Source organism: Streptomyces sp. H51 (assembly GCF_035656535.1).
Taxonomy (GTDB): domain Bacteria; phylum Actinomycetota; class Actinomycetes; order Streptomycetales; family Streptomycetaceae; genus Streptomyces.
The window spans coordinates 18,814-41,859 of the sequence record NZ_JAYMHD010000085.1; the positions used below are offsets into that span (position 1 = coordinate 18,814).

Annotated in this window: 19 protein-coding genes and 2 pseudogenes; 16 read left to right on the top strand and 5 right to left on the bottom strand. The window is 70.4% G+C overall.

Translation table 11 applies throughout. From position 1 onward, the window contains the following. Positions 1-4: 4 nt before the first annotated feature. The 8 genes and pseudogenes from chvE to VKA29_RS33380 all read left to right on the top strand — a co-directional run bounded on the left by chvE (position 5) and on the right by VKA29_RS33380 (position 9,697). On the top strand, positions 5-1,111 hold the full coding sequence (gene chvE, locus VKA29_RS33345; protein ID WP_324789782.1) for a multiple monosaccharide ABC transporter substrate-binding protein: 1,107 nt from the start codon (positions 5-7) through the stop codon (positions 1,109-1,111). Between the two features lie 143 nt (positions 1,112-1,254). Next, on the top strand, positions 1,255-2,805 hold the full coding sequence (gene mmsA / locus VKA29_RS33350; protein ID WP_324789783.1) for a multiple monosaccharide ABC transporter ATP-binding protein: 1,551 nt from the start codon (positions 1,255-1,257) through the stop codon (positions 2,803-2,805). Next, entirely contained in the window at positions 2,802-4,049 is a 1,248-nt protein-coding gene (gene mmsB, locus VKA29_RS33355) for a multiple monosaccharide ABC transporter permease (RefSeq protein ID WP_324789784.1), read from the top strand. The genes mmsA and mmsB overlap by 4 nt, the downstream gene beginning before the upstream one ends. A 53-nt stretch (positions 4,050-4,102) precedes the next feature. After that, positions 4,103-5,254: an aldose epimerase family protein gene (locus VKA29_RS33360; RefSeq protein WP_324789785.1), complete on the top strand. Its 1,152-nt coding sequence runs from the start codon at positions 4,103-4,105 to the stop codon at positions 5,252-5,254. Between the two features lie 154 nt (positions 5,255-5,408). Then, positions 5,409-7,163: a histidinol-phosphate transaminase gene (locus tag VKA29_RS33365; protein WP_324789786.1), complete on the top strand. Its 1,755-nt coding sequence runs from the start codon at positions 5,409-5,411 to the stop codon at positions 7,161-7,163. Positions 7,164-7,306: 143 nt separating this feature from the next. Next, positions 7,307-7,765 (top strand): PPOX class F420-dependent oxidoreductase, encoded by a 459-nt coding sequence (locus tag VKA29_RS33370; protein ID WP_324789787.1) that lies wholly within the window; start codon positions 7,307-7,309, stop codon positions 7,763-7,765. Between the two features lie 105 nt (positions 7,766-7,870). Continuing rightward, positions 7,871-8,815: pseudogene (locus VKA29_RS33375) on the top strand (AAA family ATPase); the annotation flags it as partial. A gap of 24 nt (positions 8,816-8,839) precedes the next feature. Beyond that, complete coding sequence (locus VKA29_RS33380; protein ID WP_324789829.1) at positions 8,840-9,697, top strand: hypothetical protein; 858 nt, start codon at positions 8,840-8,842, stop codon at positions 9,695-9,697. On the opposite strand, the gene VKA29_RS33385 is transcribed toward VKA29_RS33380, so the two are convergent. The 4 genes from VKA29_RS33385 to VKA29_RS33400 all read right to left on the bottom strand — a co-directional run bounded on the left by VKA29_RS33385 (position 9,685) and on the right by VKA29_RS33400 (position 12,552). Beyond that, complete coding sequence (locus VKA29_RS33385; protein WP_420718624.1) at positions 9,685-10,449, bottom strand: aldo/keto reductase; 765 nt, start codon at positions 10,447-10,449, stop codon at positions 9,685-9,687. The genes VKA29_RS33380 and VKA29_RS33385 overlap by 13 nt on opposite strands. 26 nt (positions 10,450-10,475) lie before the next feature. After that, positions 10,476-11,672: a JmjC domain-containing protein gene (locus VKA29_RS33390; protein ID WP_324789830.1), complete on the bottom strand. Its 1,197-nt coding sequence runs from the start codon at positions 11,670-11,672 to the stop codon at positions 10,476-10,478. Between the two features lie 87 nt (positions 11,673-11,759). Beyond that, complete coding sequence (locus VKA29_RS33395; RefSeq protein ID WP_324789789.1) at positions 11,760-11,927, bottom strand: hypothetical protein; 168 nt, start codon at positions 11,925-11,927, stop codon at positions 11,760-11,762. Between the two features lie 127 nt (positions 11,928-12,054). After that, positions 12,055-12,552, bottom strand: a complete 498-nt coding sequence (locus VKA29_RS33400; RefSeq protein ID WP_324789790.1) for an ATP-binding protein — start codon at positions 12,550-12,552, stop codon at positions 12,055-12,057. Between the two features lie 296 nt (positions 12,553-12,848). Here VKA29_RS33400 and VKA29_RS33405 point away from each other — a divergent pair, with 296 nt between their 5' ends. The 3 genes and pseudogenes from VKA29_RS33405 to VKA29_RS33415 all read left to right on the top strand — a co-directional run. Further along, positions 12,849-14,192, top strand: a complete 1,344-nt coding sequence (locus VKA29_RS33405; protein ID WP_324789791.1) for a transcriptional regulator — start codon at positions 12,849-12,851, stop codon at positions 14,190-14,192. Positions 14,193-14,264: 72 nt separating this feature from the next. Then, positions 14,265-15,437 (top strand): serine hydrolase domain-containing protein, encoded by a 1,173-nt coding sequence (locus VKA29_RS33410; protein WP_324789792.1) that lies wholly within the window; start codon positions 14,265-14,267, stop codon positions 15,435-15,437. Positions 15,438-15,587: 150 nt separating this feature from the next. After that, positions 15,588-15,962: pseudogene (locus tag VKA29_RS33415) on the top strand (protocatechuate dioxygenase); the annotation flags it as partial. 146 nt (positions 15,963-16,108) lie between these two features. Here the strand turns inward: VKA29_RS33415 and VKA29_RS33420 are convergent. After that, the gene (locus VKA29_RS33420; protein WP_324789793.1) at positions 16,109-17,629 is read right to left on the bottom strand and encodes an alpha-N-arabinofuranosidase; all 1,521 of its coding nucleotides are present in this window, start codon (positions 17,627-17,629) and stop codon (positions 16,109-16,111) included. 533 nt (positions 17,630-18,162) lie between these two features. Between VKA29_RS33420 and VKA29_RS33425 the strand changes: the two genes are divergently transcribed. The 5 genes from VKA29_RS33425 (at position 18,163) to VKA29_RS33445 (ending at position 23,002) form a co-directional block, all read left to right on the top strand. Then, the gene (locus VKA29_RS33425) at positions 18,163-18,810 is read left to right on the top strand and encodes a toxin-antitoxin system, toxin component family protein (RefSeq protein ID WP_324789794.1); all 648 of its coding nucleotides are present in this window, start codon (positions 18,163-18,165) and stop codon (positions 18,808-18,810) included. Positions 18,811-18,875: 65 nt separating this feature from the next. Further along, positions 18,876-20,111 carry an MAB_1171c family putative transporter gene (locus tag VKA29_RS33430; RefSeq protein WP_324789831.1) on the top strand — a complete coding sequence of 412 codons (1,236 nt, stop codon included), beginning with the start codon at positions 18,876-18,878 and terminating at the stop codon, positions 20,109-20,111. A 58-nt stretch (positions 20,112-20,169) separates the two neighbouring features. Further along, positions 20,170-20,652 carry a toxin gene (locus tag VKA29_RS33435; protein WP_324789795.1) on the top strand — a complete coding sequence of 161 codons (483 nt, stop codon included), beginning with the start codon at positions 20,170-20,172 and terminating at the stop codon, positions 20,650-20,652. Then, on the top strand, positions 20,649-21,818 hold the full coding sequence (locus VKA29_RS33440; protein WP_324789796.1) for an MAB_1171c family putative transporter: 1,170 nt from the start codon (positions 20,649-20,651) through the stop codon (positions 21,816-21,818). Before VKA29_RS33435 ends, VKA29_RS33440 begins: the two co-directional genes overlap by 4 nt. Next, positions 21,815-23,002 (top strand): MAB_1171c family putative transporter, encoded by a 1,188-nt coding sequence (locus tag VKA29_RS33445; protein WP_324789797.1) that lies wholly within the window; start codon positions 21,815-21,817, stop codon positions 23,000-23,002. The genes VKA29_RS33440 and VKA29_RS33445 overlap by 4 nt, the downstream gene beginning before the upstream one ends. Positions 23,003-23,046: the final 44 nt, after the last annotated feature.

The following is a 23,046-nucleotide window of genomic DNA, read 5'->3' on the forward strand; positions in this document are numbered from 1 at the left end:
CGCCATGCGTACTCGCAGAGCCGCACTCGCCGCCATGGCCGGAGCCGCCTCCCTCGCCCTCACCCTGACCGCCTGCGGGCAGAACAGCGAGGGCGGCAGCAAGGAGGACAAGGGCAGCGCCAAAGGGGGCACCATCGGCATCGCGATGCCCACCAAGTCCTCCGAGCGCTGGATCTCGGACGGCAAGAACGTCGTCAAGGACCTGGAGGCCAAGGGCTACAAGACCAAGCTGGTCTACGGCGAGGACGACCCCGACCAGCAGGTGTCGCAGATCGAGAACCTGATCACGCAGGGCGTGAAGGGCCTGATCATCGCGGCCATCGACAACAAGTCGCTGAACAACGTGCTGCAGCAGGCCGCGGACGCCAAGATCCCGGTGATCTCCTACGACCGGCTGATCCTCGGCACGAAGAACGTCGACTACTACGCCTCCTTCGACAACACCGAGGTCGGCGAGCTGCAGGCCGGCTTCATCGTCGACAGGCTCGGACTGAAGGACGGCAAGGGCCCCTTCAACATCGAGCTGTTCGCCGGCTCCAACGACGACAACAACACCAAGTACTTCTTCAACGGCGCGATGAGCGTGCTGCAGCCGTACATCGACAAGAAGAAGCTGGTCGTCAAGTCCGGCCAGACCCAGCTCACCCAGGTCACCACCCTGCGCTGGGACGGCACCACCGCGCAGAAGCGCATGGAGGACATCCTGACCTCCTCGTACAAGACCGGCCGGGTCGACGCGGTGCTCTCGCCCTACGACGGCATCTCCATCGGCATCCTGTCCGCGCTGAAGTCGGACGGCTACGGCTCCAAGAGCAAGCCGCTGCCGGTCATCACCGGCCAGGACGCGGAGCTGGCCTCGGTGAAGTCGATCATCGCCGGCGAGCAGACGCAGACCGTCTACAAGGACCTCCGCAAGCTCGCCGAGGTCGCCGCGACCATGGTCGACGACGTGCTCAACGGCAAGAAGCCCGAGGTCAACGACACCAAGACGTACAGCAACGGCGTCAGGACCGTGCCCGCCTACCTGCTGCAGCCGGTGAGCGTCGACAAGAGCAACTACACCAAGGAACTCGTCGACACCGGCTACTACACGGCGGACGAGCTCAAGTAGCCCTCGTCGCCGGAGGCCGGCCATTCCCCGGCCGTTCCTACGGCCGCCCCCCGGCCATCCCTACAGCCGTTCCTACGGTCATTCCTACAGCCGTTCCTACAGCCGTTCCTACGGCCATTCCTACGGACCGAAAGGGCACGACCATGGCGGGACCCGTCCTGGAAATGCGCTCGATCGTCAAGACCTTTCCCGGTGTGAAGGCGCTGTCGAACGTCACTCTGACCGTCCGTCAGGGCGAGGTCCATGCCATCTGCGGTGAGAACGGCGCCGGGAAGTCCACCTTGATGAAGGTGCTCTCCGGCGTCCATCCGCACGGCAGTTACGAGGGCGAGATCCTCTTCGATGGAGGGGTCTGCGAGTTCAAGGACATCCGGGCGAGCGAGCACCGGGGCATCGTGATCATCCACCAGGAGCTGGCGCTGGTGCCGTTCCTGTCGATCGCGGAGAACATCTTCCTCGGCAACGAACACGCCTCCGCGGGGTTCATCGACTGGAACGAGACGCTCAGGCACGCCACCGAGGTGCTGCGCCGGGTCGGTCTGACCGACCACCCGGAGACCCGGATCGCCGACATCGGCGTGGGCAAGCAGCAGCTGGTGGAGATCGCCAAGGCGCTGTCGAAGAAGGTGAAGCTGCTCATCCTCGACGAGCCGACCGCGGCGCTCAACGACGAGGACAGCGGCAAACTCCTCGATCTCATCCTGGAGTTGAAGAAGCAGGGCATCACCTCGATCATCATCTCCCACAAGCTGAACGAGATCCGGCGGGTCGCCGACTCGGTGACGATCCTGCGCGACGGCCGGTCCATCGAGACCCTCGACGTCAACGCGCCGGAGACCACCGAGGACCGCATCATCTCCGGCATGGTCGGCCGCGACCTCGACCACCGCTTCCCCGACCGCACGCCGCACCATGCCGAGGTGGGCGCGGCACCGGCGCTGGAGATCCGCAACTGGACCGTGCTGCACCCCATCGACCAGCACCGCAAGGTCGTCGACGACGTGTCGATCACCGTGCGACGCGGGGAGATCGTCGGCATCGCGGGCCTGATGGGCGCCGGCCGCACCGAGTTGGCGATGAGCGTCTTCGGGCGCGCCTACGGCCGGCACGCGGGCGGCACGGTCCTCAAGGACGGCCGTGAGATCCGTACGAAGACCGTCTCGGAGGCGGTCGGGCACGGCATCGCGTACGTCACCGAGGACCGCAAGCACTACGGCCTGAACCTCATCGACACCATCAACCGCAACATCTCGCTGACCGCCCTGGGCAAGGTGGCCCGGCGCGGGGTGGTCGACGAGCACGAGGAGCGGCAGGTCGCCGAGCGTTTCCGCAAGTCCATGAACATCAAGGCGCCGACCGTGTTCGAGCCGGTGGGCAAGCTGTCCGGCGGCAACCAGCAGAAGGTCGTCCTCAGCAAGTGGATCTTCGCGGGTCCGGACGTGCTGATCCTCGACGAGCCCACCCGCGGCATCGACGTGGGCGCGAAGTACGAGATCTACACGGTCATCGACCAGTTGGCGGCCGAGGGCAAGGCGGTCGTCTTCATCTCCTCCGAGCTGCCGGAGCTGCTCGGCATGTGCGACCGCATCTACACCATGGCCGCCGGACGGCTCACGGGTGAGGTTCCGCGGGCGGAGGCCACGCAGGAAGTGCTGATGCGTCAGATGACGAAGGACAAAGAGGTAACCCGATGAGCACGGATGTGACGGACAAGGTCCCGGCCTCGGCGCCGCCCAGGAAGAACGGGGGCGCGGCCTCCGGCGAGGGCCTGCTGCACCTGATGCTGAACGGCCTGCGCCGCAACATGCGCCAGTACGGCATGCTGATCGCGCTCGGCCTGATCGTCGTACTGTTCCAGGTGTGGACCGGCGGCGACCTGCTGCTGCCGCGCAACGTCTCCAACCTGGTGCTGCAGAACAGCTACATCCTGATCCTCGCGATCGGCATGATGCTGGTGATCATCGCGGGGCACATCGACCTGTCGGTCGGCTCGCTGACCGCGTTCGTGGGCGCGTTCGCGGCGGTGCTGACCGTCCAGCACGACGTGGCCTGGCCCGTCGCGCTGGTGCTGTGCCTGGTGGTGGGCGCGGTCGCGGGCTCGGTGCAGGGCTTCCTGATCGCGTATCTGGGCATACCGTCGTTCATCGTGACCCTGGCGGGCATGCTGCTCTTCCGCGGTCTGACGGAGATCCTCCTGGAGGGCCAGACCCTCGGCCCGTTCCCGGAGGGCCTGCAGAAGCTCGGCAACGGCTTCCTGCCGGAGGTCGGCCCGAACACCAACTACCACAACCTGACCCTGCTCCTCGGCATCGTGCTGCTGGCCTTCGCGCTCTACCAGGAGATCCGGGACCGCAGGCGGGAGCAGGAGTTCTCACTGGACGTGCTGCCGCGCAACGCCTTCCTGCTGAAGCTGGCCGCCATCGCGGCGGCGATCCTCGCCGTCACGATGCTGCTCGCCAGCTACCAGGGCGCGCCGATCATCCTGATCGTCCTGGGCGTGCTGGTGGTCGGCTACGGCTACGTCATGCGCAACGCCGTCTTCGGCCGCCACATCTACGCCATCGGCGGCAACCTGCCGGCGGCCAAGCTGTCCGGCGTGAAGGACAAGAAGGTCACCTTCCACGTCTTCCTGAACATGGGCGTGCTCGCGGCCCTGGCGGGTCTGGTGGTCGCCGCCCGCCTGAACGCGGCATCTCCGAAGGCGGGCCTGAACTTCGAACTCGAGGCCATCGCCTCGTCGTTCATCGGTGGCGCGTCCATGAGCGGCGGTGTGGGCACCGTCCTCGGCGCGATCATCGGCGGTCTCGTCCTCGGCGTGCTGAACAACGGCATGAACCTCCTGAGCGTCGGCACCGACTGGCAGCAGGTCATCAAGGGCCTGGCCCTGCTCGCGGCCGTCGGCTTCGACGTGTGGAACAAGCGCAAGTCCGGTTCGTAAGTCAGCTCGGGCCCCGCCGGAAGGCGGGGCCCCACCCATTACGGGAGCCGCACATGGAACTGAACAGACGCACGGTCATCGCGGGCGCGGCGGCGGCGGGCGTCGCCGCGACCGCCCTCGGCGGAACGGCACAGGCCGCCCCGGGAGGCAGGAAGCCCGTGAGGACGCTCTTCGGCAAGCTCGCCGACGGCACCAAGGTCCACCTCTGGTCGCTGGAGAACGGCGGCACCAGGCTGGGGGTCCTCTCCTACGGCGGCATCGTCCACTCCCTGGAGATCCCCGACCACCGCGGCCGCTACGCCAACGTCTCCCTCGGCTTCGACAGCATCGACGACTACGTCGCCTCCAGCCCGTACTTCGGCGCCATCGTCGGACGGTACGGCAACCGCATCGCCAAGGGGCGGTTCACCCTGGACGGCACCGCCTACCAGCTGTCGGTGAACGACGGCGACAACAGCCTGCACGGCGGCGCCAAGGGCTTCGACAAGCGCGTGTGGGACGTGGAGCCGTTCGCCCAGGGCTCCGATGTCGGCCTGCGCCTGCACTACACCAGCGTCGACGGCGAGATGGGCTACCCGGGCACGCTGCGGGCGACGGTGACGTACACCCTCACCCGGCACGGCGACTGGCGCATCGACTACGAGGCCACCACCGACAAGGCCACGGTCGTCAACCTCACCAGCCACGTGTACTGGAACCTGGCCGGCGAGGGCAGCGGCACGATCGAGGACCACGAGCTCACGATCGCCGCCTCCCGCTACACGCCCACCGACTCGGGGCTGATCCCCACGGGCGAGCTGGCGAAGGTCTCCGGCACCCCCTTCGACTTCCGCAAGGGCAAGCCGATCGGCCGGGACATCCGCGCGGGCCACGAGCAGCAGGTCATGGCGAAGGGCTACGACCACAACTGGGTCCTCGACAAGGGGATCACGCAGCGGCCCGAGCACGTCGCGACGCTGCGCGACCCGCGCTCCGGCCGCACCCTGCGGATCGCCACCGACCAGCCGGGCCTGCAGTTCTACTCGGGCAACTTCCTCGACGGCACCCTGACCGGCACCTCCGGCCGCACCTACCGGCAGGGCGACGCGCTGTGCCTGGAGACGCAGCACTTCCCGGACGCGCCGAACCACGCGGACTTCCCGTCGACGGTGCTGCGGCCCGGGCAGACGTACCGGACGACCACGGTCCACTCGTTCGGCCGCTGACCGGTCCGGACCGTCGCGCACCATCTCTTCACACGGGTTGAACAACACCCGCTGAGGCCCCGTATGTATGGGTGGCCCGCGCTCCCCCGCGCGGGCCACCCAAGGACGACGGACCCTGAAGTCCCCGCCAGGGCCCGCCCGGTACGGAGGTTCCATGGCCGACAACGTCACCTCGTTGTTCCGCAGCACCGCGGCTCACAGCCCGTCGATGGCGGCGCCGGCGCGGGAGGGCGGCGACGGGGCCGGGCCGGTCGACTTCTGCATCCCCTGCAATCCGTACTTCCCCACCCCGGCCATGTTCGAGGAGCTGGCGGCGCGGCTGCGCGACATCATCACGTACTACCCGAGCAGCGCCGACACGATCACGGCCGAGCTGTGCGACCTGCTCCGGCTTCCGCCGCAGTGCGTGGCGATGGGCAACGGCTCGACCGAGCTGATCACCTGGATCGACCACCTGCTGGTCCGCGAGTCCCTCGCCGTCCCCGTCCCCGCCTTCGGCCGCTGGACCGACCAGCCGATGGAGACCGGCAAGCGGGTCGACATGTTCCCGCTTCAGGAGGCCGGCGGCTTCGCCCTGGACCTCGCGCAGTACGCCGAGTTCATCCGGGCCCGCGGCACCCGCGTCGCGGTCGTCTGCAACCCCAACAACCCCGACGGCGGCTTCCTGCACCGGCAGGCGGTCGTGCAGTTCATGGACGCGATGGCGGACCTGGACCTGGTGGTGATCGACGAGTCGTTCCTGGAGTTCGCGGACGCCGAGGTGGAACCGTCCGTCGTCCAGGAGGCGATGCTCCGCCCGAACGTGGTCGTGCTGCGCAGCCTGGGCAAGAACTTCGGCCTGCACGGCATCCGCTTCGGCTACCTCGTCGCCAACCCGGCGCTGGCGGGCCGCGTCCGCTCCATGCTGCCCAAGTGGAACCTCAACTCTCTCGCCGAGCACGTGGTGTTCATGCTGAAGGAGCACGGCGCCGAGTACGCGCGGAGCCTGCGGCAGGTCCGCCGCGACCGCCTCGACATGGCGACCCAGCTCGCCACGCTGCCCGGCCTGACGGTCTACCCCTCGCAGGGGAACTTCCTCTTCGTGCGCCTCCCCGTGGGCGCCGAGGGCACCGTGGTCCGGGACCGGATGCTCACCGAGCACCGGATCCTGGTCCGCGAGTGCGGCAACAAGATCGGTTCGTCCAGTCGCTTCCTGCGACTCGTGGTGCGCCCCCAGGTGGACGTGCGTCGCCTGGTGTCCGGCCTGGAGCAGGTGCTCTACGCAACCAGGAGGGGAGCCGCCGTGCCCGAGCCGGGCACCGGGACCGGCTACAGCTCGGGCACGGCGGCCGTGGACCGGCTGGTCAGCGCCACCAACGGGGCCGGCGTGCGGGGCCTCGCCGCCCAGGCCGTCGGCGCCGGGACGCCAGGGCTCCCGGCCGCCCCGGCCGCCCCGGCCGTCGGCCCCGGCATGCCGCTGCCCGCCGCGGCCCAGGCAGGGCCGTCGAACGCCGCGGCCCAGGCAGGGCCGTCGAACGCCGCGGTCCCGGCGGGGCCGTCGAACGGCGCCGGGATGCCGATGCCGGCGGCGGCGCGGCTGGGCCCGCAGCCACTCGCCGCCCCACCCCAGCCCCCGGCCCCGGCCCCCTTCCCGGCCCCCTTCCCGACTCCGGCCCCGGCCGCCCCGGCCCCCGCCGCGACGCCTGCCCCGGCGCCGATGAGCGGCCCGTTCCCGGCCCCGGTACCGGCCCCGGTACCCGCCCCGGCCCCGATGACGGGCCCGACCCCGCCCGGCGTCCCGGCCCGCGGCGGCCTCACCGCCGCCCAGGTCCGCGGCACCACCGGCCCGGGCCTCGCCCCGGCCCCGGCGGCCGGCTGGCCCAGCGCCCAGAACTGGCCGAACGCGGCCGGGATGGGGCAGGCGGGCTGACCCGGGCCGGGGGTGACCCGGTCACGGGATACCCCGGTCACGGGGTGCCCCGGCCGCGGCTGCGCCCCGGCCGACCGACGGCGTCTCCGACGAATGCGGCTCAGGCCACGAAACGCCGTGCCGCCGGAGTCGTTGATCCCGTCATGAGCCAAGGACCAGCACCTCGCCCCCTGTCCGACGAAGCCCTCTCCGGCCTGCTCGCAGGGCAGCAGTTCGGCACGCTCGCCACCGTCAGGCGCAGCGGCCACCCCCACCTGACCACCATGCTGTACAGGTGGGACCCGGAAACCCGTACGGTGCGGTTCTCGACGACCGCCGACCGGGTCAAGGTCGGCCACCTGCGCAACAACCCGCGCGCGGCGCTGCACGTCCAGGGCGGCGACGTCTGGTCGTTCGCCGTCGCCGAAGGCGAGGCCGAGGTCTCCGAGAGCACGACCGCTCCCGGAGACGCCGTCGGCCGGGAACTGCTCGAGATGATCCCGCGAGCCGCGAAGCCGGAGGACGAAGGCGCGTTCCTGGAGCAGATGGTCGCCGAGCGCCGGGTGGTCATCCGGCTGAAGGTCGGCCGCCTGTACGGCACGGCCCTCGACATCACCGGCTAGCCCCACCCCCGCCGCAACGGCCGCCTCTCCTTCCTGCCGTCAACTCCAGTACGAGGATTCCTATCGACTCAGACAGGATCAGTCGGTCGACGTGGAGGAGGGCGAGTGAGGAAGAGCCTGCCGACCAAACCGGACGACGTGGTCGACCGGGACCGGGAGTGGGATCTCCTCGGGGAGTTCCTCACCGATCCGGATCCGGCCATGCGGCTGGGTATCGTGTCGGGGCGGCGGCACGGCAAGTCGTACCTGCTGCAGGCCCTGTCCGAGCGGGTCGGCGGTCTGTACGTCACGGCGGTCCGGGAGGAGGGGCGGCTGCCCGCGATCCAGCGGTTCAGTGACGCGGTCGCGGCCCACGCCGGCCTGCGGCCGGGAAGCCTGCGCCTGACCGACTGGCGTGACGTCCTGTCCAGCGCTCTCGACGTGACCGCCCGCTCGTCGCATCCGCTCCTGGTCATCGACGAGTTGCCGTACCTGCTCCAGCACTCACTGGAGATCCCGGGCCTGCTGCAACAGCTCTACGACGAACGCCAGCGGGGTGCCCGGCCCGGCGCCGGGCCGGGACCACGGCTGATCCTGTGCGGCTCGGCGATGAGCGTCATGCACGAACTGCTCCCGGGGACGAAGCCACTGCGAGGCCGTGCCGTGGTCGATCTGCGGCTGGGCGCCTTCGACTACCGGAGCAGCAGGGCTTTCTGGCAGATCGCCGACCCGCTGACCGCGCTGAAGGTGCACGCGGTCCTCGGCGGGGCCCCCGGCTACCGGCCGGTGGCCGCCCGACCGCATCCGGACGACGGCTTCGACACCTGGCTCGCCCGAACCCTGCTCGACCCGGGGCGGGCGGTGTACTCGCGTACCGAGACGGAGTACCTGCTGCGTGAGGACCCGAGGATCACACAGCACACGCTGTACTACGACATCCTCACCGCGATCGCGCGGGGCGCCACCACCCCCAGCAAGATCGGCGCCGCCCTGGAGCGCCCGCGCAACGCCGTCGCCCACCCGCTCGGAGTACTGGAATCCACCGGCTGCATCAGGCGGGAACAGGACATCCGCACCGCTGCTACGGTCACGTCCATGACGCTCTCGGTCTCCACGAGTCAGGCTGTTGATCTACGGGTGCAGCCGGTTGACGAGGTTCTTGATCGCGTCAAGCGGTCTCTGCAGGTGCGCCTGCTCCCGGACACGGTGGTCCGCAAGCGCCGGTCCGTGGGGGCCAGAACTGACCTCGACACGTGGGTGCGGATCGAGCGGCGCTTGATCGACAAGATCCCCGATCAGGGGTGGAACGGCACTGAAAGCGCCGCGCGCCTGGCAGGCATCGCACGGCCCGAATGGCACGGATGCGTGGTCTGGCGAGACACGGACGGGCCTGTGATGTGGCGGGCCGACGAAACCGAACTCCTGCCGGGGAATCCCGTCGGAAGCGCCGTTGTCAGTGAAGCCCCGGAGTTGCCGGACGACTGGTGGGACGCGTTGAACGCCTCATTGGACGCTCTGGCGGCACAGGACACCGGGCGGGTCGCCACGCCGGACACCGTCACGATCACCCAAGCCCTTGTCACCGAGTCCATCCGCGGCGTCTTCGCCGACGACTTCGATACGTCCGTCGAGCGGTGGGTGCCGGCCCACGCGGATCTGAATTGGGCGAATGTGACCGCTCCGGTGTTCAGTCTCTTCGACTGGGAAGATTGGGGGAACGCACCGCTCGGCCTGGATTCCGCTTCGCTGTGGGCGAGTTCCCTCGCCGTTCCGGCTCTGGCCGATCGCGTACGGCACGAGCGCCGGTCCGACTTCGAGAGCCGGGACGGCAAGTTGATGACGTTGTTCGTCTGCTCGAAGATCCTCGGGCCGGACGCGCACCCGGAGGACCCTCGACTGGAACCCGCGCGGCGCACGTCCGAGCAGGTCATCAAGGAGCTTCAGTCGGGCTGACTGCTGGAGCGGTCCCGCAGGAGGCGGCGGTACTCCTGGATGGTCCGCTTCTCGACCTCGCCGGCCAGGGCACCGACAAGCTCACTCAGATGGGCGAGGTCATCGGTGCCCACGGCAACGGACTCGACCTCCGGGAGGTGGTAGGCCGTTCTGAACGCCGCCTGCACACGGGAAAGTCGGGTGCTGTCCCGGACGAAGACGCGCGGGTCGATCCTGTCCCACACCGGGGCGGTGGTGCTGCCTCCGAAAGGGCTCATCCCCCATACCCCACCGTCGTACAGGTCCCACGCCTTGGTGAGGGCATCCGTGGCATCCAGGGTTCCGGCTCCGACAAGCAAGCCGGCGCGGACCATGAGGACCGATGGCCTAGGTGCGGTCTGGTCGATCAGGCTCAATAGCGGCGACGGGTCCCAGGACGCGACGCCCCAGGCGGCGCACAGTCCGTTCGCCGCAGCGGCATCCATGGCAGTGCACGCCTGCGCCAACGCATCCCGGTCGTGAAGGGTGGCTTCGCGCAGTGAATGCTCCGGGTTGTGCAGGAACACGAGGTCCGGCTCACGACCGAGATTCATGGCCGCCCGTTCGACAGCCCGCTGCAGCCGTACGGGATCCAGGGAGTGCTCCGCCCCGTCCGGCCCCGGGAAGTAGCCGACTTTGGTGGAGACCGTGAACTTCGGCAGCAGGTCACCAGCTGTCCGCGCCAAAGTCTGATGCGAGCGGAAGCCGAGGTAGTTGGTGCTGGTGTCGAGCATGGTGACGCCAAGGTCCAGCGCCCCGGTCAGGAGACGGCGCTCGTGACGAGACCGGTGTAACCCGAGGACAACTCGGGGGTCAGCACCGCACACAGCTCCTCCTTCACCAGGATCTCGGCGACCTCCGTCACTTCGGCCCCGACGACGACCTCGGCACGCTCCAGATGGACCGGCCTGCCGCTCAGCAGCAGACGCAGTGCGGGCAGCGCCTTGGCCGCGAGGGTGAGCCTCTTCCCGGAGGCCACGACGTCGACGGTCGCCTCGCTTTCCTGTATGCGAGGAGGGAAGTGGGTGGCGCACACCACTGCCTCCAACGGCCCCAGTATGTCGAGGAACGGCACATGCCGCGGCAGCGTCGTCTCCTGCTCGTACGCGGCCAGGAAGTCGGCCGGGGGACGATCGCCGACCAGTTGGGCGGCAGCCGTTGTCAGGGCTTGGCCACCGCTTCCGTGCCAGCGGTCCAGGTCATGACGGAAGACCTCGCGCTCGCGGCACCAGTCGGCCAGCCATGCCAGCCAGCTCGCACCCGTGCGCTTGGTGATGCCGAACGTGACGTGAAGACTCTTGCCGACGCCGCTGCCGGTCCGTGTCGCCTGGTGCCAGTGGCCTCGGGGAATGTGCATGACGTCACCGGTCCGCATGACACCGGACCAGATGGTTTCTTCGCTCGGAGTGTTGTTGGGGTCAGAGTCCCGGTACATCGGGACGTTGCGAGAGGCCGCGCGCACCTCCCACTCCTTCTCTCCGGCAAGCTGGACGATCAAGACATCGTGGTCGTCCCAGTGCAGGGGGAAACCTGCGGCGTCGTTCGTCGTCAGATAGGCGTTGACCTGCACCCGCTCACGGGACCACCACTGCATGGCCCGGCACGCGACCTCCATCGTCGGATCGAAGACGTTGGCCTGGTCCAGGATCACCGTCGCGCCCTCCCGCAGGAGCCTGCCCAGGCTGCGCATATTGACCGCAGGAATGCTTTGGCCCCGGGGGCTGACGCTGTCGGTGTAGTAGATGGCCGGATGAACCTCCTCGCCCTCCCGGAAACACCGGAACTGCGGACGGTTCAGGCTCCTGCGCATCACGATGTCGAGCAGGCGGTTCGGAGTCATGATGCGGGAGGCGAGTGCGGGGTCGTCCATGCTCCCGCGGACGAAGCCCTTGCCCAACGCCTCCGCTCCGCTCCATCCGAGTGCTGTCTCAATGGCGCTGATCAACCGATGTTCCACCGCTGCGTCCTCCACGGGTTCGGCCATCTGATTGGGACGCGGCGGGGGCCGGCACGACCAACTGCGCCTGCCCCCACCGCTCGGTGCCTACTCGCTTTCGTGCAGGTTGCCGTCGCCGCCCGGCCACGGCGCGTCGCCGGAACTCCCGGCGTTGTCCGACCGGAGGCTGTCGTACCGGTCGTGAACAGCGGTCAGTTCCTCAACGGCCACCAGGAGGCCACTTCGGGCCGGAGGTGGTGCCTTGCGCTCCGTCACCTCGTACTCCTTCTTCTTCGGTTCTCCCGCCAGGGCTCTGGCGGGAGGTCGATGGCCTGCCTCACGGCCGTGGGAGAGGGCTGCCGTGGAGCCGCGGTCATCGGGAGTCGCGATATGAGCCGTGGTCCTACACCGGCAGGCGGCAGGTCCGCGATTCATCGGCCGGACGCCCGCGGTCGAGCTCTCCTCGGCCTTCGGCAAGCAGCCCAAGCTCGGATCCGGCCCCGTGCTTCGGCCGTGGCACGACCAACTGGCGCAGGACGCCGGATCGAGCAGCGGGTGCCGCCATGGGGAGCACGATCTCCGCCCATACGCGCTTCCCGCGACCGGTGGACTCCCAGGCACACCGCGAAGCAAGAAGTCCGACCAGTGCCAGGCCACGCCCGCTCTCCTCATCGACCTGGGCCCAACTAGGCCGAGGAGTGGAAGGATTGTGATCGAGGACTTCGATCACCAGGCGACCGGGCCGGTGGTACAGCGCGACCGTGACGGGTCCCTCCCCATGGATCACGGCGTTGGTGATGAGCTCGGAGGCGACAAGGCCGATGGCGTCAGCTGTCTCGTCGTCCAACAGCACGCCCCACGCGCGCACCTTGTCGACGACGTTGCGCCGGGCGAGGGACACCTCCCTCTCCTCACTCGCGAGGACGAATACATGGACGAGCCTGGACATGGCGGGGGCCTCCGAAGAACTGGAGAGCGGCTCCGTCCCCGACGGGGAACGGGGACGGAACCGCCGTTCTGGGAACCGTTCCGGGAGACACCCCGAGCGTGCTCCGTGGACGGCTGATACTCAGTCAACGGCCTCAGTGAGCAGGCCGGCACGTTTCCAGGGGGTTTCTCATGGGGGCGCCCTCCCACCAGGTCGCAACGTGCAGTAGCTTCCCAACTACGCTCTGAAGGGATGACGGGAGTGGTGACGTGCTTGGTGAGCCGTTGGCGGTCCATCCGCTGAGCTTCCTCCGCCAGACGCGCGGATGGGGGAAGGCCGAGTTCGCCCGGCTCATGCAGGCACACGGGCGGTTACTGGGAGTCCCGCTCGCGACCAACCGGACGACTGTTTGGAAGTGGGAGCAGGGGCAGGAACCGGACGCGGACGCCCAACGCGTACTCGCCGACCTGCTGCGCGTCCCGTACGAGCAGGCTCGGAAGGAGCGATGGCCCCGGTGGCTCCCTGTCTGGGAGGTCACGGGGCTCACCGCTCCGTGGACCGAGGCCGGTACCGTCGAAGCGTTGTGCGAACTCGTGGGAAGTGGCCGCATGGATCGCCGGGGCTTTCTCACCATCACCGGCGCCGCTCTGACGGGCCTCGCGGAGAGCTGGGTGGACGCGCCCTCGGCGTTATCCGCGGCCTTCAACGGGGATCAGGTCACAGACACGATGGTCTCGACGCTCGAGAAGCGCATCAGCACGCTCCGCACTCTCGACGATGCACTCGGAGGCGTCACGCTCCTGGAGCAAGCGCGAGGTGATCTCGCCCTGGTGACCGGTCTCCTGAGCACCGGCCGGTACACCGACAAAGTGCGCGTCCGCCTCTACGGCCTGGCAGCCCGGGTGGCACACCTGACCGGGTGGATGGCCTACGACGCAGGGCTACGGTCCGCCGGCCAGCGTTACTACATCGGGGCCCTGCGCAGCGCTCGTACCGCAGGAGACGACGCGTTCGGAGCCTTCGTCCTCGCGGAGATGGGCGTCCACGTCTCCGAGGCCGGACGAACCACCGAGCGTGTCGACCTCATGCCGACCGCCATCGACAACGCCCCGCGAACGCTGTCGCCGTACACCCAGTCCTTCCTGTATCTGCACAAGGCCGAGGCACTGTCGCGCGACGGTGACCACCGGAATGCCGGAGCGGCTCTCAACCGTGCAATATCTCTCTGGGAGCGCCACACGCCGGAAGAGAACCCGGACTGGCTCGGCTGGTTCGGCGACGCCCAGCTGAATTCGACCGAGGGCAAGGTTTTGTTGCGTTCCGGGCAGGTGGAGCGCGCGACAGGTTCCCTGGAGGCTTCTGTGACGAGCGCGGCTCCTCGGGACAAGGCCGTACGGTCCAGTCGCCTGGCCGAGGCGCGGCTCGCTGGTGGCGACCTGGAAGGGGCGCTCGATGCCGCGAACTACGGCGCTCAGCTCCTGGAGAACAGCGTCAGCTCCGTACGGGCTCTGGACCGCTTGAAGGAGTTCTCCGCACGGCTCGAACCGCGCAAGTCCGTCCCCACTGTGCGTGAGTTCCGGGAACGCCTTCAGGCGCTGCGTGCCACGGCCTGACAGCCACTGTCTGGCGCTCCGCGAGCGGCCCGTCCCGCCGGAGCCGACAGCCCCGGTGCCAGGATGGACGGCATGACGACGATCGACGGCGAGGTTGCGACCGGTTTTGAACTGGTTCGTGAAGCTTTCGCGGCGAATTTCTCCGAGCATGGGGACATAGGCGCGGCGGTGTGCGTGTACCGGTACGGCCGACCGGTCGTGGACCTGTGGGGTGGCGTCGCTGATCCCGAGACGGGTCGTCCGTGGACGCGGGAAACGCTGCAACTCGTCTACTCGGCCACCAAGGGCGCGACCGCGACCGCGGCGCACATGCTGGCCGAACGCGGCGCGCTGGACTTGGACGCACCGGTGACGGAGTACTGGCCGGAGTTCGCGGCGAACGGCAAGGCCGACATCCCCGTGCGCTGGCTGCTGTCCCACCAGGCCGGCTTGGTCGCTCTGGACCGACCGGTCCCTCTGAAGGAGGCCTTGGCCTGGCACCCCATGACTGCCGCGCTGGCCGCTCAGCGTCCCCTGTGGACTCCGGGTGAGGCCCATGGATACCACGGCCGGACCTGGGGCTGGCTCGTGGGCGAGGTCATCCGCCGGGTGTCCGGCCGGACGCCCGGCGGCTTCTTCGCCGACGAGATCGCCGCCCCTCTCGGGTTGGACTTCTTCATCGGGTTGCCGACACACGAGCGTGACCGGGTGAGCCGCATGGTGTATCAGCGGCCCGACATCGACCTGACCACCGTACCCACCGAGTCGGTTCCCGAAGAACTCCGCGAACTGGCCGCCGCCTGGCGCGACCCGGCCTCGTTGACCAACAGGGCGTACGCGGTCACCCACCCCGCGGAGATCGACTTCGGCGCGCCCGAGGTACAGGCCGCGGAACTCCCCGCCTCCAACGGCATCGGCACCGCACACGCAGTGGCACGCTTGTACGCCGCATTGATCGACGAGGTGGACGGTGTGCGCCTGCTCACTCCGGAAAGCCTGGCATCGGCGACGAAGGAGCAGGCCGGGGGGAAGGACCGAGTAATGCTGATCCCGAGCCGATTCAGCTCCGGATACATGCTCCCTACCGAGACCACCGTCATGACTGGTCCAAGCTCCTTCGGCCATACCGGACGAGGCGGCTCACTCGGCTTCGCGGATCCGGAGCACGGCGTCGCCTTCGGCTACGTGATGAACAACATCATCGGGGGAACCGACGATGTGCGGGCGGCTTCACTGGTCGACGCAGTTCGAAAGTCGCTGAGGTGAGGACGTGTTCGCAGGCTCACCATCCCGGACTTCATGAGCCCACTGAGACAGATGCGAGGAGATCTCCGGCAACCCCAGACACGCCCGTCGTGCACACCCAACCCGACGGTCCTGACTGACAGCTCATCGACAGCGCCCGTCCCTCGGCACTTCCTGCGCGGCGGCGTGCTGACCGACGTCGGCGGCGTCGCGGGCATCACCGCGATCTACCCCGGCTGGTACCGCGGCCGCTGCGTGCACATCCACGTCAAGGTGCACACGAACGTCATGCTCACCTCCGACGGCTCGTTCACCGGCGGCCAGGAGATCCACACCGGGCAGTTGTTCGTCGACGAGTCGATCAGGGCCGAGGTCGCCGCGATCTCGCCGTACTCGGCCAACACCGTCCCGCGCACCACCCTCGCCGAGGACGGGGTCTACGACGACGCAGGCGCCTCCTCCGGCCTCCTGACCACGACCGCGCTGGGTGGTTCGGCCTCCTCCGGCTACGCCGGAACGCTGGCCCTGGGGGGCGCGCAGGACTGACCCCGTCCCTGCCGGAACGAGGGGGTAACCCCCGCCTCCGCCGCGCCCGCTGTCGACGGCGCCGGCGCGGCGGAGGTGTCCGCGGATGTCTCCGCGGATGCCCTGCAGGAAGTCGTGCGGGATCTCGTGCCTTCGTCGTGAGGGTCTCAGGCCAGGCGGATCACGTTCCAGGACAGCGGTTCCAGTACGGCGGTGAGCGTGCCGTCCCGCAGAGTGGTGCCCTGGACCGTGTGCGGGGTGACGCGCTCGGGGTCGTCGAGGGTGTTGCGCGCGTCCGGGTCGTCGTCCGCGAGGGCGCTGTGTTCGACGACGGACGTCAGGCCGAGTCCGCCCAGGGCGACTTCGAGCGGGAGCGGTCCGGTGCGGCCGCGGTTGACGGCGAAGACGGTGACCGTGCCGTCCTCGGCGCGCACCGCGGTGGCGTGCAGCAGGGCGGTCTCGCCGTACTTCTCCGTCTCGTACGTCGGCGAGTCCACGCGGACGTCGAGGACCTGCCCGCGGCCGTACCGGGAGGCCTGGGCGAAGGGGAAGAAGGTGGTCTGGCGCCAGGCGGGGCCGCCGGGCTCGGTCATGATCGGGGCGATGACGTTGACGAGCTGGGCGAGGCAGGCGACCCTGACCCGGTCGGCGTGCCGGAGCAGCGCGATCAGCAGCGAGCCGAAGACGACGGCGTCGGTGACGCTGTAGTCGTCCTCCAGCAGGCGCGGCGCCTCGGGCCAGTCGTCCTGCTCGATCGTGGTCGCCTGCTCCTGCCGGCGGGAGAGGTACCAGACGTTCCACTCGTCGAAGGAGAGGTTGATCCGCTTCTTCGACTTCAGGCGGGCGCCGACGTGGTCGCAGGTAGCGATCACGTTCTCGATGAAGGATTCCATGTCGACGGCGGAGGCGAGGAAGGAGTCCACGTCCCCGCCGACGGGCTCGTAGTAGGCGTGCAGGGAGATGTAGTCGACGAGGTCGTACGTCTCCTGCAGCACCGTCGCCTCCCAGGCGGCGAAGGTGGGCATGGACCGGCTGGAGGAACCGCAGGCGACCAGTTCGACGCCGGGGTCCTGCTGGCGCATGGCGCGGGCGGTCTCGGCGGCGGCCCGGCCGTACTCCCCGGCGGTCTTGTGGCCGGTCTGCCAGGGGCCGTCCATCTCGTTGCCCAGGCACCACAGGCGGATGCCGAAGGGGTCCTTGTCACCGTGCGCGACCCGCAGGTCGGACAGGGCGGTGCCGCCGGGGTGGTTGGCGTACTCCTGGAGTTCGAGCGCCTCTGCGACGCCGCGGGTGCCCAGGTTGACGGCCATCATCGGCTCGGTCCGCGGGCCGGCCTTGCGCAGGAAGCCGATGTACTCGGACAGGCCGAAGCGGTTGGTCTCCGTCGAGTGCCAGGCGAGGTCGAGGCGGCGGGGGCGGCTGTCGGCCGGGCCGACGGAGTCCTCCCACTTGTAGCCGGAGACGAAGTTGCCGCCGGGGTAGCGCACGACGGTGACGCCGAGTTCGCGGACCAGGCCGAGCACGTCCGCACGCAGCCCCGCCTCGTCCGCGGTGGGGTGACCCGGTTCGAAGATTCCGGTGTAGACGCAGCGGCCGAGGTGTTCGACGAAGGATCCGAAGAGTCGGGGGTCGACCTCGCCGACGGTGAAGGCGGGGTCGAGGGTGAAGCGGGCGGTGCTCTCGGTCATGGGTGCCTTTCGGGACGGGAGTTGCCTGGAGGACGTGCTGGTGGCGGTGCGGCTGGGAGAAGGAGTGGACGAAGGAGCGGACAAAGGAGCGGGACTGCGCGCGGGGGGTCTGTCCGCCGGCTGCGGGCGGGAGCGGAATCGCGCCGTAGTCGGACCCGGCGTCGGCGGAGCGCGCGTCCCCGGCGCTGGACCGGCCTCCCGCGGCGTCCACGGCGGCGGCACCGGGGCCGGTGCCCGGTGCGGGGACGCCGAAGCCGTCCGCGACGAGCGGTCCTCCGCGTCCGCCCGTGAGGGGCCTGCGGTTCGGGTCGGATCGCCCCATGCCCCCACCCCTACCGTTCGACATATCGAAATACACCCGTAACTTCGAACGGGACCGTAAGGAGTGGGCGCCCCCCAGTCAATGGTCCGGACGGGACTTTCCAGCCACGGCACCGTTGGCGGAGTGGCCGACGCCACACGTTCACATGACGGGGGCCCGACCGGCCGCGTAATCTCGAACGGCCTGCTGTGCGGCGGCGAGAGGGGGAGTCATGGACATCGCGGGCGCACGGAGGAAGGCGGCCCGGATCTCCGCCTGGCGGCACCGCTCGCGGGAGTTCTCCAGGATGCGCGAGCTGACCGACGGCCTCGCATCCGCGCTGTGGGCCGGACCCCGGCCGCCCGCCGACGCGCGCGGGCTGTGCCGGGCGCTGTGCGCGGAGATGAGCGCGCGCCGGGGCGGGCGCCCCATCGAACTGCGCTTCGAGCGGTTCCCCGACGAGATCGAGGTGACCGGCCTGTGGGTGGAACTGCCGGACTTCGACCTGGTCATCGTCGAGGAGCGGGCCGAGGCGGTCCAGCAACTCGTCATCCTCGGCCATGAGTTGTGGCACATGCACGCCGGTCACGACCACCATCACCCGGCCGGCGCGGCGGCGGCCGGCGCGCTGGCCGAGCGGAGCGACTGGCAGGACGGCGCACTGACCGAGCGGTCCGACTGGCAGGACGTCGCGCTGTCGGTCGCCGCGCGCGACGGCTCCCGCGCGGCCGACGAGGCCGCCGCCGACGACTTCGGCCACCGGCTCGCCGCCGCGCTGCGGCCGCTGCTGTCCCCGCGCCCCGCCGGCCCTCCCCCCGGTCCGCTCCAGCGGTCCCTCGGCTACCGCGACCCGCGCGGGCCGGCAGGACCGGCGCGGTGACCGCCGTACTCGCCCCCGTGGCCCTCGCCACCACCGCGTTCGCCCCCGCCCAGGCCCAGTTGGCGCTGACGCCGACGGGGTTCGTGAGCGAGTTCTACCCGTCCTTCTGGTGGATCCCGGCCGGGGTGCTGACCGCCGCCCTGGCGATCAAGCTGCCCACCATCATCCGCCTGTGGGCCGACCCGATGCTGCGCGCCGTCGGCGGCCTGCTGGTGCTGGCCTGCGCGGTGTTCGTGTTCGTGGCGCCCTCGACCATCGCCCTGGTCAACCGGGTCACGGGCGTGCCGAACATCTCGGCGCCCTGGGTGTACTCGCTGCTGACCGCGTTCGGCGGATCGTGTCTGCTGCTCATCATCGCCTGGCGCAACGGACTGTCCGACCGCTCCGCGCAGACGGTGCGCGCCACGCGCTGGGTCGTCGCCGTCTACTCGGGCGTGATCGCCGCGCTGTGGGTGCTGTTCGCCCTCGCCGACGCGCCCGTGGAGCGGCTGCGCGACCTGGACACCTACTACGCCGACACGCCGTACATGCGCGAGATGATCCTGCTCTATCTCCTCGCGCACACCGTGGCCACCGTGATCACCTCGGGCCTGATCTGGAACTGGGTGCGCACCGACGGGCTCGACGCCTGGCTGCGCTGGGGCCTGAAGTTCCTCGGCGTGGGCTACGCCATCCAGTTGCTGTTCGACGCCGCCAAACTGACCGCCGTTGCGGCGCGTTGGGGCGGGCGCCGGCTCGACTGGCTCAGCACCGGCGTCGCACCGCCCATCGCCTGCCTGTCCGCCATCCTCATCGCGGTCGGGTTCATCCTCCCGCACGCCGGCCAGTACCTGCACGACCGCTGGCGGGTGCGGCTCGCCCACCACGAACTGCGGCCCCTGTACCTGCTGATGCGGACCGCCAACGGCAGCGGCGTCCCGTTCGTGCTGCGCTCCACTGCGGAGCTGCGGCTGATCCGCCGGGAGACGTTCATCCGCGACGTGCTGCTCCCGCTGGCCCGCCACATCGACGACGACCGGCGGCAGCGGTCGTACGAGGCCGCGCTCGCCCTCGGTCACGAGCCGGGCCGGGCCAAGGCGCTCGCGTCCGCGCTGGCCATCCAGGACGCCGTCGAGGCGCGCCGCCGGCCGGACGACGGCGCGGGCGGCTGCGAACCCGGCTGCGACCCCGACACCACGGACCTGCTGCGCGAGATCGGCGCCGTCTCCCGGGCCCTGCGCCGCACCGACGACCTCCTGGCGCTGCGCGCCGGTGCCCGGGACGCCGGCGTGCGCGTGGCCGGCGGCCCGACCCCGCCCTGAGAAGGCGGAACGCGCGAAGGACTGCACGGATCACGGGGACATCTGAGAGTCTGTCGTGGTGCGGACCAACAGGGAGATGCGTCGCCTCGCCGACGCCCTCGTCGACCCCATACGCGTTCCGGTCCCCGCCGACCCCGAGGTCCTGCTCGCCGCACTCGTCGCCTCCGTCAGCGCCTGGCGCGGCCGTGAGGTCGTCGTCCACCGGGCCGTCTTCCCGCCGCACACCGCCAGCGGGCTGTGGCTGGAACGCGAGACGCACGACGACGTCGTCGTCGACCGGCGGGCCGCGCCCTGGCACCAGCTCGTGATCTTCTGCCACGAGGTGTGGCACATGAACCGCGGCGCCGCGAGCGCGGCCCGCACCGACTTCAGCCTGGCCGAGGAGCAGGAGGCCGACCTGTTCGGCATGCTGATGGGCCGTCGGCTGCGCACCTGGCTGGAGGCCTCGGAGGACTCCGTGTTCGCCGCCCGCGGCGACGGCCCCCCGGACCTGGCCGGCCGTATCGGGGCCGCGCTCAACCACCGGGGGAGGCGCCGGTGAACGGCACGATCAACTACATCAGCTGCGGCGCGCTCTGGCTCGGCCTGGTGGTCAAGGCCCCGGACCTGGTGCGCCACCGGCACGACCCGTACCTGCGGGCGATCTGCTGGGTGCTGGGCCTGGCCGGCCTGTGCTTCTTCCTCGGCGCGCCGCCCACGGTCGCCTGCGTCAACGGCGTCAGCGGCGTGCCCAACCTCGCCGCGCCGCTGACCTACGCGTCCATCACCGCCTACGGCGCCGCCGCGCAGGTCCTGATCGTCTACTGGCGCGGCGGGCCGCACGTGCACCGCACCGCGCGGCGCTGGGTCGTCTGCTACGCCTTCGTCCTGCTCGGCATCGCCGTGACGTTCGCCCTCGGCGACGCCCCCGTGGAGCGCCGCACCGACCTGGACACCTACTACGCGACGACCCCCTACATCGCCGAGATGATCGTCCTGTACCTGGCCGGCCATCTCGCCGCCGCCGGCGTCACCCTGGTGTCGTCGCTGCGCTGGGCCCGCGAGGTGGACGGCTGGCTGCGCGTCAGCCTGCTGACACTGGGCGTGGGGACGCTGGGCAACGCCGGGTACAGCGTGTCCAAGCTGGTGGCCGTGGCGGCCCGCTGGGGCGGGCGGGACTGGTCGGTGATCGGCACCCGGATCGCCCCGGCCGCCGCCGGGCTCGGCGCCCTGCTGACGGTGGTCGGCGTGCTGATCCCGCTGGCCGGGCCCCGGCTGACGGAGTGGCAGCGGTCCTGGCAGACGTACGTGCGTCTCGAACCGCTCGAACGGGAGCTGGACGGCGTCCTCACCCGCCGGGCGCTGCGGCTGCCGCGCCCGCGCCGGGCCTCCCCCACCACCCTGCTGGTGTGGCGGCAGACCAGCATCCACAACGGCCTGAGCCACCTGGACCCCTACTTCGACCGGTCCCTGTACGACCGTACGCACGACACCGCGCTGCAGGCCACCGGCGACCCGGCGCGCGCCGAGGCCACCGCGTGGGCGGCGGTCGTCGCCGCCGCCGTCCGCGACGAGTCCGACCGGTTGCTGCCGGACGCCGCCGGGTGGCTGCCGGGCGCGGCTCCCGAACCGGCCGCCCTGGTCCGCATCGCCGACGCGCTGGCCGGCTCGCCGCTCGTCTCCGCGGCCCGGGTGCGCCGCGGGGCCACGCCGACGGGCACCGCATGAGCCTCGTGGTGTACCTGGCGGCCTGCGCCCTCGCCGTCTCCTCCGCGCTGCTGTGCCGCCGCCCGCGCAGCGCCGCGTTCGACGGCCTGACCGTGTCCACCTGCGCGGCCGTGGTGCTCGGCGCGCTGGTCTTCGTCTGCTCGGCGCCGCTGACCCTGGCCGCCGTCAACGACCTGACCGGCGTCGCCAACTTCGGTGCCCCGCTGACGTACGGCATGCTCTGCGCGTACAGCTGTTCGCTGTTCATCCTGCTGGTCAACTGGCGCGGCGGCCCGCCCGCCCGCGTCCGGCGCACGGCGCTCAGCTGCGTCGCCGCCTACGGGGTGCTGGTCGCCGCCATCGTGGTGCTGTTCGCCCGGGCCGACGCGCCCGCCGAACGGCTGCGGGACCTGGACACCTACTACGCGAACACGCCGTACATGCGGGAGATGATCCTGCTGTACCTGCTCGGGCACACCGCGGCCGTCGTCGCGCTGTGCGTGGTGTGCGTGCGGTGGGGCCGTGAGGTGACCGGCATGCTCAGGACCGGGCTGCGGCTGATCCTGGTCGGCGCGCTGCTGGACGGGGTGGGCTTCCAGCTCGCCAAGTACACGGCCGTGACCGCGCGTTGGACGGGCCACGACCTGGACTTCCTGTCCACGGACCTGGCCCCGCCGCTGGCGTCGCTCGGCGGTCTGGTCACCGCGGCCGGCTTCGTGCTGCCCAGGGTGCTGCCCGGGCTCGCCGCCCACTGGCACAGTCTGGGCGACCACCGGCGGCTGGGCCCGCTGTGGTCCCTGGTGCGTTCCGTGTCCACCGCGCCCGAGCCTCCCGCCTCCTGGTGGCAGCCGCCGCTGGCCCGGCTGCAGTGGCGGGAGGTGTCCATTCACGACGCCCTGCTGGCGCTGGCCCCCTACTTCGACGACCGGGTGCGCGAGCGGGCCCGCGCCGCGGCGGAGCGCGCGGGCCGGCCGCCGCACGAGGCGCGGGTGACGGCGGAGGCGGCCATGGTGGCCGACGCGGCGCGCCGGGCCGCCGCGCGCGAGGAGCCGCCCGGCACGCCGAGCGCGTACCGCCTGCACGCCACGGAGGTCCCCGGCCCGGGCGGGCTGGTGGAGCTGGCGCAGGCGCTGGCGCCGGCCCTGGCCGCAACTCCCGCCGTCCGTACGGCGGGTGAAGGTACCGTGAAGACCGCCCCCGGCTGATTGCCAGGTGGCCGAAAACCCGTGGACCGTGTGTCCCCGTCGCC